This is a genomic window from Hoylesella oralis ATCC 33269 (assembly GCF_000185145.2).
In the GTDB taxonomy this organism is placed as follows: domain Bacteria; phylum Bacteroidota; class Bacteroidia; order Bacteroidales; family Bacteroidaceae; genus Prevotella; species Prevotella phocaeensis.
Genome location: NZ_GL833119.1, coordinates 1,266,095 through 1,284,485, shown reverse-complemented (window position 1 = coordinate 1,284,485; position 18,391 = coordinate 1,266,095). Strand labels below are relative to the sequence as shown.

The following is an 18,391-nucleotide window of genomic DNA, read 5'->3' as shown; positions in this document are numbered from 1 at the left end:
AGTTTGTACAAGACAGGCAGAACGGCTAACGGTTATTTCTCTATGCTATGGTTCATCAGCCTATGCTTGGCAAGCTCCTCATACTTTGTTCCCGTGCGGCCGAAATTGGCATAAGGATAAATACTGATGCCGCCCCTCGGCGTGAAATATCCCGTTACTTCTATATATTTAGGCTGCATCAACCGTATTAAGTCCTTCATAATGATGTTCACACAATCTTCGTGGAAGTCGCCATGATTACGGAAACTGAAGAGATAGAGCTTCAGACTCTTGCTCTCAACCATCCGTTCGCCGGGAATATACGAAATACGTATCTCCGCAAAATCGGGTTGCCCGGTAATCGGACAGAGCGATGTAAACTCGGGACAGTTGAACTGTACCCAATAATCATTGTCGGGATGTTTGTTCAAAAAGGTCTCTAAAACCTCGGGAGCATAGTCTGTTCGGTACGTCGTCTCGGCTCCCAAAGCCTGCAATCCTTCGTCTTTTCTTGCTTCATCCATACGCTGTCAGATATTAAAAATACGCAACACGTTGTAATTAATGCCCTCGTCGTACACATCTTCTCCCTCGTGTTTCTTCAGTGCATGCACCACCCTGATGGTAACAGGCAATACTATAATCTCGTAAACCGTCTTCAATACCACCTGCCAAAGCATCAACAAAGGCAGTTCACCGGCAGGAACAACGCCCGAAAGCGCCAAGGGAAAGAAGATCAGAGAGTCTATACTCTCGCCTGCAACGGTGCTTAAAATGGCACGTGCAGAGAAGTTTTTACCTTTAGATGCTATCTTCATCTTGCTCATCACGTAGGCATTGGCAAACGAACCCGCAAGAAAAGCCACGAAAGAAGCCAAGGCTATGCGCGGTGCAAGTCCGAATACGGCGTGGAAACCGGCATCATTCGTCCAATAAGAGGCCCCGGGAATAGCATCACAGATGGCTCCCAAGGCCACGAAAAAGAAGTTCATCGCAAATCCAGTCCATATCAATAGGCGCGCTTTGCGGTATCCCCACACCTCACACACGCAATCATTGATAATATAAGATACGGGGAACACGATCAATCCGCCCGTAAGACTGACGGGACCTACTGCGATTTGCTTTGTTTCAAGTACGTTTGCAGCAATGAGGCAAACGCAAAAAAGAATGCTGAAAAGCATGAACAGCACACTTACATTCTGTTTGTTTTTTTCCATTTTCTTGTTTTTAAAGAGGTTTACCAAGCACTCTATTCACTAAAAAGTATGCAAAGATACTTAATTTTTATGACATTTAAATGCCGTTTTACGGAAAAACATTAATTTTGCTCCTCACAGTTTAAATTAACAGCATTATATGAAAAGACTTTTTTCTATCATGGCAGCCGCAACAATGGCTGTTTCCATACAGGCTCAAAATGCCGATTATGTAATCTCAGGTACCACACCCGACAGCATTAAAAAGGTGTATGTTATCACCAATCTTAACTTTGATCAGCAAGACAGCGTGGCTGTCAATGGCGGAAAATTCCAGCTATCGGGCAAGAAACCGGTCAATTCGTTCATCACGATAGGCTACGATCGCGAACACATGGCTACGGTTATCAACGACTATACCCCCATTACAATCAACTTAAAAAACAATTTTGTAACGGGTTCTGTGCAGAACGTACAATTCGTAGACCTGCAGAAAGAACAACAGAAGCAGGATGCAAAGCTTGCAGAACTATATTCTGATTGGCAAAAAGCGAGAAAAGACGAGACTATAGAGGCTCAAACCAAGAAGAAAACACTTGAGAAACAGATGGATGACATACAGTTCGGACAAATAGAAACCATACTGAAATTTGCCAAGACGCACAGTAATAGCGTGGCTCCTGCATTCTATTTGAGCCAAATAGCAAACTCCCTTGACTACGACCAGCTTAATTCAGTGCTCGATAACACAACGGCTTATTACCATCACCCGTTGATGCAACAGGTCATTGCATTAAAACAAGCACTCGCAAAACGTCGTCCCGGTAGTGCTTTCACCGATCTCTCCATGGAAGATATGGACGGAAATCCCGTGAAACTCAGTAACTGGGTGGGCAAAGGAAACTATGTGTTGGTAGACTTCTGGGCCTCATGGTGCGGACCATGCCGTATGGAAATGCCCAACGTAGTAGATGCCTATAAGCGCTATCACGCCGCCAAGGGCTTCGATGTGGTAGGTGTATCGTTCGACTCGCAAAGAGATGCTTGGAAAAAAGGCGTAAAAGACCTCGGCATGGAGTGGCACCAAATGTCGGATTTAAAGGGATGGAAGAGTGCCGCACAAACAACATACGGCATCAATGGCATACCTTCGAACATATTGGTCGATCCACAAGGCAAGATTGTAGCCTCTGACTTACGCGGCGAAGGGCTCGCTGCAAAACTGAAAGAGATATACGGTTACTAAACCGAACCATACACAGGAGCGCGGAAGACCACTTTACGATCTTCCGCGCTTTTATCAAACAGCATTCATAAATGCAATCTATATTTCGGAAATAACGATTGCACACATAGCCGAAAAATTTCTGTTGCTCCAATTATCCTTAACAAATATCGTTATTATACACACCATCTATACGGCATAGACAGTATTTCTATCAAAGATATTTCATATATTTTCGACCTTTTCATCCCCCCATCGTAAACTCTCTTTCTTTCTATCGCCGGCAATCCATGTACTTTACATTTCACACAAAGAGAAAGCAAGAGAAAGGTTAAACCACCAAATAGCCGATATAGCCGATAAAAAGAACGATGAGGACCGCACCCTCACACCGCGACAGAGTGTACTTGGTAAACGAGAAAAGCCATAACAGCAACACGGAAAGTATCATCATCGTAAGGTCTATACTCGTTATGCCTTCTATCTGCATCGGGGTAATAAGGCCGGTAATGCCCAAAATAAAAAGAATATTGAATACGTTTGAGCCAAGTACATTACCGATGGCAATGCCGCTTTGCCCCTTTTTAGCAGAGACGACACTGGTGGCAAGCTCGGGTAAAGACGTACCTCCGGCCACAATCGTAAGCCCTATAACGGCATCGCTCACACCGAGTGTACGAGCTATCTTAACGGCTCCATCTACGAAGATATTGCTCCCAAAAATCAAACAGGCTAATCCGAGCAATAAAAACAATACGGATTTCAACATCGAATAGTTCTTTTTCAGGCTTTCATCGATATTTGTACCACTTTTAGCTCCCCGCAGCGTAACATACATAAACACGATAAAAACGCCGAAGAGTATAGCTGCATCCGTCCGAGACAGACTTCCATCGAAACAAAACAGCAATAGCAGTACCGACGAAAGCAGTGCAAAAGGTACGTCTTTCTTTACCGTAGAACGCAATATGGTTATGGGTGCCACCACTGCAGCCATACCCACAATGAGCAAGGTATTAAAAATATTGGAACCCACCACATTGCCTACGGCCAGATCGGGCGTACCCTTGATGGCCGAAACGAGACTCACACAGAACTCAGGCATCGAAGTACCCATCGCAACAACGGTAAGTCCGATGATTACTTGTGGCATATTCATCTTTTCGGCAAGCCCTACGGCACCATCGGTCAGGCGATCCGCCCCCCACAACACCAGCACAATGCCGGCTACAACCAACACAATATTTAAAACAATCATGATGCAAAGTTACGAAAAAGGCTCTGAACTGCAGACGTCAACGCGTGGAATTATCGATATTACAAACATTGATGCTTGTACAATCCAAGAAATTTGAGTACATTTGCAATAACAAATCACTCAGCAAAATGATACTTGCAAGATTAGAAGACCGCAAACGTTACGAACATGCACACCCGCTATTGAAAGTGTTATTCGACTTTTTGGAGACACACAACCTGCAAGATGCGCCGACAGGCAGGATCGATATTGCCGGCAACGAATTGTTCATCAACGTAAGCGAAATAGAACTGAAACCGAAAGAAATACAACCTCTTGAAGTACACCGCCGCTATTTAGACGTGCAGATACCGCTGCTTCGGCCCGAAGTGATGGGATGGAGCCCGCTAAAATCATTGCAAGAGCCCGACCGTCCGTTCGATTCGGAAAACGATTATGCACTATACACCACTCCTGCATCGGTCTACTTCACCGTAAATCCGGGCGAGTTTACCATCTTCTTTCCGGAAGATGCTCATGCTCCGATCATCGGCTCGGGCATACAACGCAAGCTTATTGCCAAAATAAAACTATAAGACGTTGTGTCAAAACGACGCGTTTACCATCTTATAACTTTCTATTTATCAACAACATAACCTTTCTCTTTCGTGTCAACACGCAAAGGAGTATTGCTTTACGGAGAAAAGTTTGTTATCTTTGCCGATGAACTTAAAAAACGATAGGATATGAAAAGATTGATAACAGAAAGTGCAACCAAGATTATAGTTGCCATAGGAATGATAGCAATATTGGTATTTGTAGCTGCACCGCACAATGGTAGCAAACCTCACACAGCAACCAAGAGTGAACAACAAATGATGGCTAAAATGCAATGGTTCTTTGTAAGAACCTCGCCTACAGTGGTGGTAAACAGTCAGGAAAAAGCCGACTCGATACTGCGAGAGCGCGGGCGTTTGTGGCTCGCTGCCAATAAAAACGAATGGAAACAGGACGAGGCAGCGAAATGAGAAAACATTAAGACATAGAATAAATGGTTGTGTTGTTTGAGCACTTAGTGTACCTCAAACAACACAACCATTTACTTGATGCCTCTATTATATAGCATCCTGACTCCTAACTTGATAGCTGTTTACTTATCAGAAGTATCAAGCCGGTCTTGTACATTGTCGCCCTCGGTCGGCGCAAGCGCAGCTTCAAAATCGGTAATACCGTTCTTTACAAGAATATTATACCATTGCAACAGTTTCTTGATATCGCTGTCGTGTACCCGATCTTGATCGAAATCGGGCAACACTTCGGCAAAATATTTGCGCAATTCCTTGCTGCTTGCTTTCTTATAATTAAATGTAGCCTCTTTAGACAGTTCCTTTTCACCCAATTTCTTGAGCACCTGCCACAAAGGAACATCGTCGGCATCGGTGTAAATGGCAATGTCTCCCAAGCTCGTCACACGGTCTGTAGCGAATGCGGGCATACGTTTACGGGCCTCATCCAAAGATTCTACAATAAGATTCATTTTACCTCTCGACACTAATCTATACAATCCGGGCTTGCCGGCAATTGAAAGTATTGTTTCCATTCTTAATGATTTGTATTGTTTATCTGTTTCAATATATTGCTTATTTGAATATTCACGTCGCTCTCGCCGTTATTTACGATTTCGAAATCAGAAAGTTTCAGCATTTCTTCCTGTGCCATCTGGCTGTTGATCCATGCCAATGCCCGAGTGCGAGAAATACCGTCTCGTGCCATTACACGTGCCACTCTGGTCTCTAAAGGAGCCGTAATGCAAACCGCAAAATCGAAATGCGTGCGTCTGAAAAAGCCGGATTCGAAGAGTATAGCACTCTCTAACCAACAATATCCAGATGTTTCGAAGTCACTGGCCACGGCAGGATGCACAATATCATTGACTGCCTGTTTGTTCTGGTTCGATGCCAAAAGAAACTTGGCCAATACCGATTTCTGTAACACCTTATTTATATATACACCGCTGCCTACAAGATTTTTGAGCTTGCGCTGCAACTCTACCGATGTCTGCATAAGCCTCTTGGCTGCCTCATCGCAGTCGTAAACACGGATACCCCGCTCTTCGAGCAGTCGGCACACATGCGTTTTGCCGCTACCGATACCTCCGGTAATTGCGACTTTCGGACTATTTACCACAATAACGGCATATATTTGTTAGGAATTATAAAATCATATAACAGTACTATGTGCTACTGCTGTTCAACGACATAGTCTACTTTTGTTACGGAAAGTCGTGCATTTCTCACGTTATGAGGTACGCTGTTCAGATAAATTGTACACTTATCAGACGGATGATTTTCCAACTCTTTATAATCTGCTATTACACGAAATTCGTTGAATTTGATATACCGAAAAGCGCTGGCTCCGACATTGAATTTCACTGCAACGCGCCGAGGGAACGTGCGGAGTACTTTTCCTTGGGGCATATTGATAGCAGTTATAGGCACATCATAGCTCTCCTCCGTTAGAATATCGGGCGAAAGACGGATGGAAACTATGGCGGGGACTGCCTTTACACCGCGTATTTTCTTGAGATGAACTTTCCGGACAACGGTATCTTCGAAATTGGTTATGTTGACTTCTTCGGTAGATATATACCTTACGCTGTCGAGTATATCCTTGCTCGCATAAATAGTTACCACTTCCGGAGCGATATTTACAGAAGCCAGATAGTAGTTCTTGGCGGGTAAAATGCCACCGGAAATACGCACAGGAACCTGTTTTGACAGTCCGAAATTGAAATAAAAGTCTAAACGATCGGGTTTGATACCCGTGATACGCGATGAACCCGACAGCCGTTGATAGATCATTTTTTGTACATCGGCAATAGGAACAACACCTCTGCCTGAGTTTTTATTGGCGTAAGAAGCAAAGTTTATCGTAACCGGACGGATGCCTTCTCCGTAAAGATAGGGCAGAAAAGCGAAACCTTTATCACGTATGGTTACGCGTACGGTATCCTCTATCTCTGTCGTAATGACGGCATTCTTCGGAATGTTGACTAATTTGATGGGGACGGCAACTTCCTTTTCGTAGCTTTCATCGAGCGTCATCGACAGCCAAAAGGCCCCGCTGAGCGCGAGAAAGAACAAAAAAACGAGAAACTCCTTGTTCACAGAACTGAACAAGAAGTTCCTTACAAGTAATATGGCCCGTCTCAATTCAGCTTTCATTCGAACTTCTATGCCTTATTAGGTGCCTGAGACGATGCGTCTGCAAAGATGTAGTTTTTGTCTACTTCAATTACCACACCGCGGGCAATTTCTACTTCTACCTTGTTTGTACTCAAGTCGATATGCTTCACTTTACCGTAAATACCGCCGTTGGTAACAACCGATGAACCTTCCTGAAGCGAATTCTGGAAGTTACGGATTTCTTTCTGTTTCTTTTGTTGAGGACGTATCATGAAGAACCACATAATGACAAACATTGCCACAATCATGATTAACATACCCATGCCTCCGCCTCCTGCAGCGCCTTGTGCTGCCAATAACATTGTACTCATTATTTATCTGTTTGATTAATTATTTCTGATTACTTTCATTATTCTCCGGTTTCGGTACCGCCACATGTGCCTGACGTTGGGCTTCCATCGCTTTCATCATCTTGCCGGAATCTATTAGATAACGAGCAATTGAGTCGAGCATGCCATTTATATAGCCCCCACTTTTCGGCGTACTGTATAGTTTAGCCAGATCGACATACTCGTTTATCGTTACACTTACGGGTATATTGGGAAACGTAAGCATCTCTGCAATGGCAATCTGCATAATGACCACGTCCATATAAGCCAAGCGCGAAAAATCCCAGTTACGCGATGTTTCGCTCATATAATGCTGGTATTGGTCGGCATTGAGGATAGTAGCACGGAACAATTTGCATGCAAAATCCTTATCTTCCATATCCTTATATTCCGGAAGGAGCTCCTGCTTCGACTTGTTTTTGGGATCAAAACGCTTAATGGTTTTCAATACGAACGTATCTACAATTTCCTTGTCATCGTTCCAATAGAGGTTTTTCTCTTCGAGAATCGAGTCTATTTCCTCGTTCTCCTGTATCAATTGTTTATAAAGTTTGCGCCAAATTTCTCGGTCGGCTTCAAAAGAATTTTCTTCTGAAGCCATATATTCATTGTAAGCAGAGCTCTGTTCAATTTGGTTACACAGCTTGCGAATAAACTCCTTATCGTTATCCCACGTTAACTTCTGGTTCTCGATAAATTCATTCAACATTTTGTTTTCTTCCAATTGAACAGCAAACTTATTGAACGCAAACTTTGCATTAGGCATCTCGGTTCCCTCACGTTCTGCCCGTTGAGTAGCCACCTCTATACGCAAACGCTCTTCTTTCGTGATGGCAATAATAAGTTCGAGTAGATAATTATATAGATCGTATGACTTAGAAAGGCTGAAAAGAAGTTCCTTCTCGGCATTATCCATGTTTTTACTCCCATTCTGATAGTATGCATAGGTTAACTGAACTATCTTTATACGTATTAACTCACGATTAATCATTCTCCAATAATTTGTGTTTTAATAATGTAATTACCCTGCAAAAATAGTTGTTTTCAATCGAATATCCAAGAAAACATAAGCGATTTATACGTTTTTTAAGGGAAACTTTGCACAATCCGATAAAATCATTTAACTTTGCATCGCTTTTAAGCACATCAATGTAGAGTCGTTTCTCTGTGTGATGGTGAATTAAGGCAAATTGAATATTAATAAACTTAATTTAGAGTAACACATTATGAAAGAGATTAATGTTTCAGGTCAGAAGCGTGAGGACCTTGGAAAGAAAGCTTCTAAAGTACTTCGTAAAGAAGGATTGGTTCCGTGTAATCTTTATGGCGAAGCAAAGCAAGACGGCAAGCCGGTAGCATTGGCGTTTGCTTCTCCTATGAGCGAACTTCGTAAGATCGTTTACACACCCCATATCTATGTAATCAGACTTATCATCGATGGTGAAGAGCATACCGCTATACTCAAAGAGCTGCAGTTCCATCCGGTAACAGATGCTTTGTTGCATGTCGACTTTTTTGAAGTAAACGACCAGAAGCCTATCACTATCGGAATACCTGTTAAACTGGTAGGTCTTGCACAGGGTGTACGCGATGGCGGTCGCATGAATCTTTCTATCCGTAAGATCAACGTAACGGCTCCCTATCAACAAATTCCGGAGCATCTTGATATCGATGTTACCAAACTTACCATCGGTAAAAGTATCAAGGTGGGAGAACTGAGCTACGAAGGATTGGAATTAGCTACAGGAAAAGATGTTGTTGTTTGTTCTATCAAAATGACACGTCAGGCCGCTACAACCACTGTAACTGAGGCAGTGGACTCTGAAGAAGAAAAAGAAGAAGCATCGGCCGAATAATATAAATGCAGACCGTTATACAAAATATATCGGTCTGCATCGTTTATCAACAGTCTGTAAAATAGATGGATAAATATTTGATTTGTGGATTGGGAAACCCGGGAGACGAATATGTAGGTACCCGACACAATACAGGTTTCATGGTATTGGACGCTTTTGCGAAGGCGTCCAATATTGTTTTTGAGGACAAACGTTATGGTTTCGTCGCAGAAACAAGCCTCAAAGGGCGAAAGATAATCCTGCTGAAACCCACCACATTCATGAACCTCAGCGGCAATGCCGTACGCTATTGGCTCACAAAAGAAAACATAGATCAAAAGAGATTGCTTATAATTTCCGATGACGTTGCACTCCCTTTAGGAGCTTTCCGATTAAAATCGAATGGCAGCAATGGCGGACATAACGGGCTCGGACATATTCAACAACTTATCGGACAAGACTTCGCACGCCTCAGAATGGGTATCGGCAACGATTATCTCAAAGGCGGACAAACAAACTGGGTGCTCGGCCGATACAGTGAAGAAGATGTGAAAACACTCCATCCGAGTATCGATATAGCCGTAGAAATCATCAAGAGTTTCGTGTTGGCAGGTACCGACATTACCATGAATCAATTCAACAAGATTGGCAAAAAGCAATGAATAAAGAAGCCAGAATAGATAAATGGCTATGGGCAGCGCGTATTTTTAAAACACGGTCTGTAGCTGCCAATGCCTGTAAGAACGGCAGAGTAACCGTCGGCGGCATAAATGTAAAGCCGAGCCACACCGTAAAAGCCGGCGAAATCGTGTCTGTTAAGAAACCGCCGATTACTTATTCGTTTAAAATACTACAGCCCATCGAACAGCGCGTTGGTGCCAAACTCATTCCTGAGATATACGAAAACGTAACCGATCCCAAGCAATACGAGCTCTTAGAAATGAGCCGCATCAGCGGTTTCGTAGCCCGTGCAAGGGGCACAGGGCGACCTACTAAGAAAGACCGTCGTGCTATCGATGCTTTCATAGAACCCACAATGTTCGGCTTCGAAGAGCTACCTGATCCCAATGAAAACGACGAATACCCCCTGTAAAAACGGGTAATATTTCGCGAAATATTTTGCTTTTCATATATTTCTTTCTATTTTTGTAGCCGATAGAATTACAGAAGACCGGATTTCCCAATGAGAAATCCGAATGTTAAACTTAATAATTTCAAATATGAAAAAGATTATTTTTATGATCGCCATGCTGCTTTCGTCCGTAACAACATTCGCACAACACGAAACGGGTAGCCTCACTATTCAGCCTAAAGTGGGCCTAAACATTGCCAACTTTACCAATTCAGAAGGCGCAGATCCAAGATTTGGCATGGCAGCCGGAGCCGAATTCGAATATCAGGCATCCGATCTCATCAGCATCTCAGCAGGACTTCTCTATTCGATGCAAGGCGCTAAGGCCGACGTAACCATTGAAGGAACAAAAGCTAAGGGAACCGTCAAAATGGATTACATCAATATTCCCATCCTTGCAAATGTATATGTAGCCAAGAACTTCGCAGTAAAAGTAGGATTGCAACCCGGTTTCAACACCACAGATAAAATAAAGGTTACAGCCAACGGTATGTCCGCTGAAATGGATCTATCAAAGGTAGGATTAGAGTCGAAAAGTTTCGATCTATCGCTTCCGGTCGGTATTTCTTATGAATTTAACAACATCGTCATCGACGGTCGTTACAATCTCGGACTCACGGAAGTTGTGGAAGACACAGACAGCAAGAACAGCGTATTCCAATTTACCGTGGGATATAAATTCAAATTATAAATTAGAAATCCTAAATTAAGAATTATTGTACAACGTACAATAAGGAATTATAAATTAACGTGAGTTCATCAATTCACGTTAATTTAATGTTTTCTTTACTTTACCGTCATACCATTAAAAACAGAAGAGAACAATTAAATATCAAATGGTTAAAGTATATTTTTGTTGATGATATGACAGTAAATTCGTACAATAGAATAAGCTACATCATCGGCCCGCAAAAGCCTCCGCGCGGCGGTCTTCCCCCACCGAAGCCACCCGGACCGCCCCTGCGTCCGCCACGCCTGCCATCAGGAGGACCGAAATCAGGACGATGTTCTCCTCCACTCTTGCCACCGAAGATATTCAGACGGTAAATAACGTGCAGCATGGCGTAGCTATTGATACTGTTATATTCGGTATCGCTGCGCTGCATGGCATCGATCGTACGACTTAAATTGCTCTGTCGGCGTAAGATATCATAAAATTGCAAACTCAATGTAAGGGCTTTGCTGCGCAGGAAGGCCTGCGAAAATTGGGCATTCCACACAAGTTCATTAGTGTTTAACGAACGGTCGTTATAACCTCGGCGGCTGTTTTCGTGAATGTCTGTTGTAAGACTTGTACCCCACGGAGCCGTCAGGTTGATGTTCAATCCGTAAGAAAATTGCCACGTATCGAGATTGCTCGAGCTCTGCAACTGGTTGCGAGAGTGCACATAATTCAATCCTCCATCTAATTCAACCTCTAACCATGCGGTGCGAAAGCTGCCTGCCAAACGCTCACCGATGGTCAATGAACGGGTGACGTTTTTCTGTGAACCGGCCGTGCGATCAATACTTAAATAACCTACATAGTTGTTATAGCCCAGATTAGTAAAAGTATTGACATTCCAATAGCCGGCAGAATCTACAGACGTGTTGAACATGAATGCGCCGTTCAAGTCCCAGTTACCGTTGATATTTTCGGGCTGCGTAGTACGTCCACCCGTGGTCTCGTCGTATGTCACCTTATTGCTAATGCTATTACGAGTGGTACTGAAATTGAGATGTGCCATCATAGACCGTGCGTGGTTTTGGGTATAGTTATTGTAAAAGAAACGGAAAGTGTTGGTAAACGATGGTTTCAGCCCCGGATTACCCTTCGAAATATTCAACGGATCACTATCATCGGTAATGTCGAGCAGTTGTGTCATGTCGGGTTGCGATGTGGTTCCGCGATAATTGATGCGCAGATTACTCACCTCAGAGAAACGGTAACGGAAGTCGAGGGTAGGCGTAAAGTTGGCTACGGTACGCGTAGTATCTACGCTAACACCTTGGTAATTCTGTATAAAATGCGACTTCTGCGGCTGCAACATCACACCTATATTGAAATTAAATCTCTCTCGAATCATTCTGAACATCACTTCCAGTTCGTGCGTGTAGTTTTTGTATTCCGAATAACGACTCAAATCAGTATCGAGATAACTCTCATACGGACGGGGCAGACGCGAGAGGTACCCGTCCCAGTTACGGTAAGCAGGACTGATACCGGCAAAAAACTGTTCGCCCAGATTGCTGAAAGCGTATGTCGAGCGGTCACTCTTTCTGTAGCTATAGGCAAACTGATAGCTGAATTGAAGGAATGTTGCGCGCCACAAAGGCTCGCTATAAGTAGCCTTCGCACTGTAGTTCCAACTCTTCACGGGCATAAGATTGTAGCGGTTGGTCTGATAAGTAGAATCGTTGCCCAGCCTGTCTTTCACCTGATACAGGTGCACATTGCTCGCCGAAAAGCTCTTACTGTTGCTCTCACTGTAACTCCCATCAAGCCTCAACGTAACGTTTCTTCCCATATTTCCAAATTTGCGATTGTATTGCAGCATCCCCCCGAACTGCTTGTTACTGCTGTAAGTAACGGAATTATTGCTACGCAAGTTCACCATCAGACTATCGGCAGCCAACCTGTTTATAGATGCTACCGAGAGCGGATCGGCAACATAGAGGTACGGATCGGCGTTATACGAAGCCGACATACCCCATCCGCTGCCATCGTTAGTACTGTAACTCGCCGTCGGACGGAACATAATATCGGTCATACTGTCGGGTTGCCACTCCAATCTCATCTGCGCATTCCACCGGTTTCCGCGGGTATAACTCTGATTAAGACCGTTAGAAAACGAACCTACCGTGCTGACAAAGTTCTCCGAAGAACGCTTTGTACTTACATCGCCATCAGAATGATTCCACCTTACACTGCCGTCAATCTTCAGCTTGTCTTTCTCTTCATAGTTGAAATTCGTACCGATCATCTTGCTTGCATTGAGCCCATTGCGTCCTCGACCGAACCCTCCGCCTCGTCCGCCGAACCCCATATCGCCGGTATTATTGCCTCCTCCGAAGAGCATCACGCGGAACTTGCTGTTGAAATAAGCCCCCATAAGCCGTTCGGCATAGCGGTTTTTCGTGCCTAAAGCGAGGTCTACGTTCGAAAAAGTACCGTGGTTCATGCCCCGTTTCAATCCGAAATCGAGCACGGTCTGCTCGTTTCCGTCGTCTATACCCGTCACTTTCGACAAGTCGCTTTTCTCATCATAGGCTTTTATCCTGTCTACAATCGATGTCGGAAGGTTCTTCAGTGCCGTCTGGGTATCGCCTGTCATGAACTCTTTCCCATCAACTAATATCTTTTTCACCTCCTTGCCGTTCACCGTTATCTTGCCGTTATCGTCTATCTGTGCACCGGGTAGCCGCTTTACAAGTTCTTCCACCACCGATCCTTCGGGCGTCCTGTAGGCCGAGGCATTATATATAAAGGTGTCTTCTTTTACCGTTACTTTCATTGCCTGCCCCATCACGGTAGCTCCTTTCAGCATCACAGCATCGACCTTCATATCTATCGTGCCCAACGAAAGGTCTTTATCGGCCGCCAATTCTATCTGTTTAACCGTGGTAGAATAGCCTACACTCGATATCTTCAGCAGATATTTGCCGTTCTCTGGTGCCGTTATCCTGAATTTCCCGTTCTCATCAGAGATGGCACCGGTTACGAACGTGCTGTCTGTTTTCAGCAACTGCACGGTCGACTGCACCATTGCGTCTTTAGTATCTTTGTCAACAAGCGTACCCGTAATCTGTCTGTTCTGCGCCGACACCGCTACGAATGCCATCGCGAACAGCACCGCAAAGAGGAGCGTTCTTTTCATTTTATGTCGAAATTTCCTATATCCACATTTTATTAGATGGCTGAACGTCGGAATAGTTTAAACCGCACGATAAAAATATTTACGACGAATATTTTTTCTATCTGCATCTCATTTTTTTGCACATTTGCAGTCTTATGTGCGCAATCTGTAAGGAAATATTGCAGAAAACCTGCCATTTATGTTCCACGAAAGCATCTTTTTCGTATATTTGTCATCGTATTTTCTTACGTTCGAACGATTATGAAGCAGAATATCCTTATTTCCCCAAATCTTCAACAAGACCTTGCCGTTGCCATTTCGGAATGCGAACACGACCGTATTTTCGTGCTTACAGACACCGTAACTTACAAGAAATGCTGGCCCGCAGTATGTAATTTCTTCGTACTGAAGAACGCCCTGCCAATCGTAATCGGCGCCACCGACACGCACAAAGACCTGCAATCGCTCGCGCAGGTATGGCAGGCGCTTGCCGAAGGCGGTGCAACCCGCCACTCTTGTCTTATCAACTTGGGTGGCGGCATGGTAACCGATCTGGGCGGATTTGCAGCCTCTACCTTCAAAAGGGGCATCGATTTCATCAACATCCCCACCACCCTGCTGGCCATGGTCGATGCCTCTGTGGGCGGAAAAACCGGCATCAACTTCAACGGGCTGAAGAACGAAATCGGAACATTCTGCAATGCTCGCTTTGTTATTCTGAATACTGAATTCCTGCAAACGCTCGATCATAAGAACATATACAGCGGATATGCCGAAATGATCAAGCACGCACTCATCAGCAATCAAGCCATGTGGGCGCAGCTGATAGGCTTCGATATCGCCGACAGAGACCTCGAACAACTGCAACAGATGGTTGCCGAATCGGTAAAAGTTAAGGAAACAATAGTAACAGAAGATCCGCTCGAAAAGGGTATCCGTAAGGCATTAAATCTCGGACATACCTTCGGACATGCCTTTGAGGCGTGGTCTCTCCGTCGTAGACCTATACTCCACGGCTACGCGGTGGCCTACGGACTGGTTTGCGAGTTGTATCTAAGCGCTGTAAAAGCCGGCTTTCCCACCGATAAAATGCGACAGACCGTTAATTTTATCAAGGAATATTACGGTAAGTTAGACTTTACGTGCGACGACTATGCCGAACTTATCGAACTGATGCACCACGATAAGAAGAACACAACGGGCTCTATCAACTTCACACTGCTAAGCGATATCGGAGAAATAAAAATCGATCAAACGGCCACGGAAGACGAAATAAAAGAGACATTCGACTTCTATCGCGAGGGCGAATAGTGTGCCTTCCGCAAACGCTTTCCATACGTAATTCCCGTAAACCGTGCACCCGTCGAACTCAGACAGGCATCCTATCGGGCATAGATAGGCAATGTAAGAAAGGTATTTGCAATATCAGCCATCCTCCAAATCCCTCTACAGGGGAGAGTTAGAGGGGGATCATCGTCCTTACTCCTCCCCTCGAGAGGCCATACGTTCCGCTCGCGCGCGGTCGGGCTTGCCCGTCTGTGTCATGGGAATGGCACTTACAGACAAGATACAGCGCGGCTGCCAGTATTTCGGAAGCACCCTCCGGCACACCTCACGCACCCGTTCAACGCCGGCAGATTGCACAAGCAGCACTACCGCCTCGCCGAACTCGCCGTCATGCCGCTTGGTTATTAAATATGGTTCCGGCATGTATGGGCGCAACAGACGCTCCACCTCTTCAGCTTGAATTTTAATGCCGCCGCTGTCGATCACGTTATCTTTCCGCCCTATGATACGGAAATGTCGCCCGTCTTCGGCCATCTCGGCAACATCGTTGGTCGTCAGAACGGCGTTGCATACCCGTGGTGCGTCTATCACCAAGCAATTATCTTTGTTCAAACCCACCCTTACACTCTCGAAAGGCGTGTACCACAGGCTTGCTTCCGCACCGCTCAACCGTCGCAGGGCGATATGCGAAAGTGTTTCGGTCATGCCGTATGTGCTCCATACAGCGTTCGGAAACGTACGTAACTGCTGCTCCATAGCGTCGTCTATCGCACCGCCTCCGATGATCAGATGGCGTATTGTCAGCAACAGTTTGCGCTCCTCGGGCACCTGCAAGCTATTATATACCTGCATAGGAACCATAGCTGCAAAGTCTATGTGCCGCCCCTTGCCCACCAAGCACGCCAGCGGATGGCCCGCAGGGGGTACTTCTATCAGCTTCAGACCGCACGTCAAAGCCCGCACAACCATCATCTTTCCGGCGATATAGTCTAACGGCAGGCACAACAGCGCCGTATCGTCGGGCTGCAATCCCAAGAAGCTACAGGTGATGCGCGCACTCTCTTCCATGCGTTTCTTCTCCACCCGTATGGGTTTGGGCTTACCGGTAGAACCGCTTGTATGCACAAGCAACGTTGCCGAACGGTCGTTCCATTCGTCTAAGAACTCGCTGAGAACCATAATTTATCGCCTTTTATCGCAATCGGCATTTCTATATTGTCAGTAAAAAGCGCCCCTGTACCCAAGCCCTGCGGCAGGTTTATCGCCGGTCCATACAACTTGGCGGCCAGATGGGCGACGGCATTAAGCCCCACATTGCTTTCGAGCGCGCTCGTTATCCATGAACCTATGCCTCGTTCCCTCGCTATTCTGATCCACTCTTCCGTACCGTACATGCCTCCGTGAAGCGAGGGCTTCAACACGATGAAAGCCGGCCTGATGGTGTCGAGCAGTGCTTCTTTCATCGCCGGAAGGTTCACTCCGATGAGTTCTTCGTCCAAGGCAACGGGCAAAGGCGACTCTCTGCACAGCCTTGCCATGTCGTTCCACCGGTGCTGACGGATGGGTTGTTCGATGGAATGAATATCGTATCGGGCCAACAATTCGAGCTTTTTCAAGGCCTCGTCGGGCGTAAAACCGCCGTTGGCATCCACACGCAATTCTATTTGTTCCTTAGTGTAACGCTCGCGTATGTGGCGGATAAGTGCCATTTCCTTATCGAATTCTATCGCTCCAATCTTCATTTTAATGCAACGGAAGCCCATCCGCAGCTTTTCTTCGATGCGTGCAAGCATCTCGTCGTATGTGCCCATCCATACCAGACCGTTGATGGGAATGCCTTCTTCGCCGCGACCGAAAGGGGTATCGAACAGTTTCGTGCCACCTGCATGCAGGCTCTGCCACGCCGTTTCCAGCCCGAAAAGCATCGAAGGATATGGGCGCAGCATGCTTACGCTTATCTTTCCGGTCCGGCAAACCATGCCGCAGACGTCTTTCAATATACGTTCATATTCCGGTATATCATCGCAACTCAACTGCAGAAGGGGCGCACATTCGCCGATACCTCTTACCTGCGGCAGCTGCGGAGAGGTCATCTCCAAGAACCAGCTGTGGCGTGTAGTGTACACACCCCGCGAGGTTCCCGCCGGTTGTTTGAAGTGGAACGTGCGTTCCGAAACGGATATATCGTAATTCATCGGCATTTCTATAAGCTCCGTACCAAATGTTTATCTATGGAAACTGCGGGTATTGGTCGAAATCGGGCTTACGTTTTTCCAAGAAAGCCCTGCCGCCTTCCTGTGCTTCGTCCATGGTATAATAAAGCATGGTGGCATCTCCGGCAAGCTCCTGTATGCCGGCCTGTCCGTCTAACTCGGCATTCAGTCCGGCTTTGATCATACGCAGAGCAAGCGGACTCCGTTCGATCATCGTCTCTGCCCATGCCACGCATTCGTCTTCCAAGTCCTTATACGGCACTACTTTGTTTACCATACCCATGCTCTCTGCCTCGTGTGCCGTATATTGACGGCACATGAACCATATTTCCCTCGCCTTCTTTTGACCGACGATACGTGCCAGATACGACGCTCCGAAGCCTGCATCGAACGAACCCACCTTAGGTCCGGTCTGCCCGAAGACGGCATTTTCGCTCGCTATCGTAAGGTCGCACATCACGTGAAGCACGTGCCCGCCGCCGATAGCATAGCCGTTTACCATAGCTATAACGGGTTTCGGCAGGCGTCGTATCTGCATCTGTACGTCCAACACGTTCAATCTGGGCACGCCATCCGTACCCACATAGCCGCCTCTACCTTTCACATGCATGTCGCCTCCGGCACAAAAAGCCTTGTCGCCGGCACCGGTCAGCAATACTACCCTTACATCCTGCGCCTCTCGACAATACGAGAAAGCACGGCTCATCTCCCATGTCGTGAGCGGTGTAAAGGCATTGCGGTAACGTTCTCTGTTGATTGTAATCTTCGCAATACGGCCGTATTGCTCGAACAGGATTTCCTTAAAGTCGAAACCTTCTATCGGTTTCCATTCTCTATGTGCCATATCTGTTTCTATTATGCTGTATGTCTATTT

The 18,391-nt window shown here is 45.7% G+C and carries 20 protein-coding genes; 8 read left to right on the top strand and 12 right to left on the bottom strand.

Going from position 1 to position 18,391, the window contains the following annotated elements:
* Nucleotides 1-32: 32 nt before the first annotated feature.
* Nucleotides 33-503, bottom strand: coding sequence for a preQ(1) synthase (gene queF, locus HMPREF0663_RS07925; RefSeq protein ID WP_004369880.1), 471 nt, complete (start codon nucleotides 501-503; stop codon nucleotides 33-35).
* A gap of 6 nt (nucleotides 504-509) precedes the next feature.
* Nucleotides 510-1,199: a queuosine precursor transporter gene (locus tag HMPREF0663_RS07920; protein WP_004369879.1), complete on the bottom strand. Its 690-nt coding sequence runs from the start codon at nucleotides 1,197-1,199 to the stop codon at nucleotides 510-512.
* A gap of 139 nt (nucleotides 1,200-1,338) precedes the next feature.
* Between HMPREF0663_RS07920 and HMPREF0663_RS07915 the strand changes: the two genes are divergently transcribed.
* Nucleotides 1,339-2,424, top strand: a complete 1,086-nt coding sequence (locus HMPREF0663_RS07915) for a TlpA disulfide reductase family protein (protein WP_004369878.1) — start codon at nucleotides 1,339-1,341, stop codon at nucleotides 2,422-2,424.
* Nucleotides 2,425-2,734: 310 nt separating this feature from the next.
* Here the strand turns inward: HMPREF0663_RS07915 and HMPREF0663_RS07910 are convergent, their stop codons facing one another.
* The gene (locus tag HMPREF0663_RS07910) at nucleotides 2,735-3,661 is read right to left on the bottom strand and encodes a calcium/sodium antiporter (RefSeq protein WP_004369877.1); all 927 of its coding nucleotides are present in this window, start codon (nucleotides 3,659-3,661) and stop codon (nucleotides 2,735-2,737) included.
* Nucleotides 3,662-3,789: 128 nt separating this feature from the next.
* Here HMPREF0663_RS07910 and HMPREF0663_RS07905 point away from each other — a divergent pair, with 128 nt between their 5' ends.
* Both HMPREF0663_RS07905 and HMPREF0663_RS07900 read left to right on the top strand, forming a co-directional pair.
* Nucleotides 3,790-4,236 (top strand): NanQ anomerase/TabA/YiaL family protein, encoded by a 447-nt coding sequence (locus tag HMPREF0663_RS07905; protein WP_016665235.1) that lies wholly within the window; start codon nucleotides 3,790-3,792, stop codon nucleotides 4,234-4,236.
* 150 nt (nucleotides 4,237-4,386) lie between these two features.
* Nucleotides 4,387-4,668 carry a hypothetical protein gene (locus tag HMPREF0663_RS07900; RefSeq protein ID WP_004369875.1) on the top strand — a complete coding sequence of 94 codons (282 nt, stop codon included), beginning with the start codon at nucleotides 4,387-4,389 and terminating at the stop codon, nucleotides 4,666-4,668.
* 122 nt (nucleotides 4,669-4,790) lie between these two features.
* Here HMPREF0663_RS07900 and HMPREF0663_RS12070 read toward each other — a convergent pair whose 3' ends face one another.
* Genes HMPREF0663_RS12070 through nusB form a run of 5 tightly spaced genes read right to left on the bottom strand, consistent with a single transcriptional unit; the run spans nucleotide 4,791 to nucleotide 8,205 of the window.
* Nucleotides 4,791-5,240: a DUF5606 family protein gene (locus HMPREF0663_RS12070; RefSeq protein WP_004369874.1), complete on the bottom strand. Its 450-nt coding sequence runs from the start codon at nucleotides 5,238-5,240 to the stop codon at nucleotides 4,791-4,793.
* A gap of 2 nt (nucleotides 5,241-5,242) precedes the next feature.
* On the bottom strand, nucleotides 5,243-5,827 hold the full coding sequence (coaE, locus tag HMPREF0663_RS12065; protein WP_004369873.1) for a dephospho-CoA kinase: 585 nt from the start codon (nucleotides 5,825-5,827) through the stop codon (nucleotides 5,243-5,245).
* Nucleotides 5,828-5,880: 53 nt separating this feature from the next.
* Complete coding sequence (locus HMPREF0663_RS07885; RefSeq protein ID WP_004369872.1) at nucleotides 5,881-6,864, bottom strand: CdaR family protein; 984 nt, start codon at nucleotides 6,862-6,864, stop codon at nucleotides 5,881-5,883.
* Nucleotides 6,865-6,872: 8 nt separating this feature from the next.
* Nucleotides 6,873-7,196, bottom strand: coding sequence for a preprotein translocase subunit YajC (gene yajC, locus HMPREF0663_RS07880; RefSeq protein ID WP_004369871.1), 324 nt, complete (start codon nucleotides 7,194-7,196; stop codon nucleotides 6,873-6,875).
* A gap of 19 nt (nucleotides 7,197-7,215) precedes the next feature.
* Nucleotides 7,216-8,205: a transcription antitermination factor NusB gene (gene nusB, locus HMPREF0663_RS07875; RefSeq protein ID WP_004369870.1), complete on the bottom strand. Its 990-nt coding sequence runs from the start codon at nucleotides 8,203-8,205 to the stop codon at nucleotides 7,216-7,218.
* Nucleotides 8,206-8,440: 235 nt separating this feature from the next.
* On the opposite strand from nusB, the gene HMPREF0663_RS07870 reads away from it, so the two are divergent.
* The 4 genes from HMPREF0663_RS07870 (at nucleotide 8,441) to HMPREF0663_RS07855 (ending at nucleotide 10,872) form a co-directional block, all read left to right on the top strand.
* A complete protein-coding gene (locus HMPREF0663_RS07870) occupies nucleotides 8,441-9,070 on the top strand; it encodes a 50S ribosomal protein L25/general stress protein Ctc (protein WP_004369869.1) in 630 nt (209 codons plus the stop codon).
* 65 nt (nucleotides 9,071-9,135) lie between these two features.
* The gene (gene pth / locus HMPREF0663_RS07865; RefSeq protein WP_004369868.1) at nucleotides 9,136-9,711 is read left to right on the top strand and encodes an aminoacyl-tRNA hydrolase; all 576 of its coding nucleotides are present in this window, start codon (nucleotides 9,136-9,138) and stop codon (nucleotides 9,709-9,711) included.
* Nucleotides 9,708-10,142, top strand: coding sequence for an RNA-binding S4 domain-containing protein (locus tag HMPREF0663_RS07860; RefSeq protein WP_004369867.1), 435 nt, complete (start codon nucleotides 9,708-9,710; stop codon nucleotides 10,140-10,142). Before pth ends, HMPREF0663_RS07860 begins: the two co-directional genes overlap by 4 nt.
* Nucleotides 10,143-10,269: 127 nt before the next feature.
* Entirely contained in the window at nucleotides 10,270-10,872 is a 603-nt protein-coding gene (locus HMPREF0663_RS07855) for a porin family protein (RefSeq protein WP_016665237.1), read from the top strand.
* Nucleotides 10,873-11,074: 202 nt separating this feature from the next.
* Here the strand turns inward: HMPREF0663_RS07855 and HMPREF0663_RS07850 are convergent, their stop codons facing one another.
* Complete coding sequence (locus HMPREF0663_RS07850) at nucleotides 11,075-14,038, bottom strand: TonB-dependent receptor (RefSeq protein WP_004369865.1); 2,964 nt, start codon at nucleotides 14,036-14,038, stop codon at nucleotides 11,075-11,077.
* Between the two features lie 240 nt (nucleotides 14,039-14,278).
* Here HMPREF0663_RS07850 and aroB point away from each other — a divergent pair, with 240 nt between their 5' ends.
* Nucleotides 14,279-15,328 carry a 3-dehydroquinate synthase gene (aroB, locus tag HMPREF0663_RS07845; RefSeq protein WP_004369863.1) on the top strand — a complete coding sequence of 350 codons (1,050 nt, stop codon included), beginning with the start codon at nucleotides 14,279-14,281 and terminating at the stop codon, nucleotides 15,326-15,328.
* Nucleotides 15,329-15,496: 168 nt separating this feature from the next.
* On the opposite strand, the gene HMPREF0663_RS07840 is transcribed toward aroB, so the two are convergent.
* The 3 genes from HMPREF0663_RS07840 to menB are packed head-to-tail and all read right to left on the bottom strand — an operon-like array spanning nucleotide 15,497 to nucleotide 18,361.
* Nucleotides 15,497-16,483, bottom strand: a complete 987-nt coding sequence (locus HMPREF0663_RS07840) for an AMP-binding protein (protein WP_004369862.1) — start codon at nucleotides 16,481-16,483, stop codon at nucleotides 15,497-15,499.
* The gene (locus HMPREF0663_RS07835; RefSeq protein ID WP_016665238.1) at nucleotides 16,462-17,499 is read right to left on the bottom strand and encodes an o-succinylbenzoate synthase; all 1,038 of its coding nucleotides are present in this window, start codon (nucleotides 17,497-17,499) and stop codon (nucleotides 16,462-16,464) included. The genes HMPREF0663_RS07840 and HMPREF0663_RS07835 overlap by 22 nt, the downstream gene beginning before the upstream one ends.
* Nucleotides 17,500-17,533: 34 nt before the next feature.
* Nucleotides 17,534-18,361, bottom strand: a complete 828-nt coding sequence (menB, locus tag HMPREF0663_RS07830) for a 1,4-dihydroxy-2-naphthoyl-CoA synthase (RefSeq protein ID WP_004369860.1) — start codon at nucleotides 18,359-18,361, stop codon at nucleotides 17,534-17,536.
* Nucleotides 18,362-18,391 lie beyond the last annotated feature (30 nt).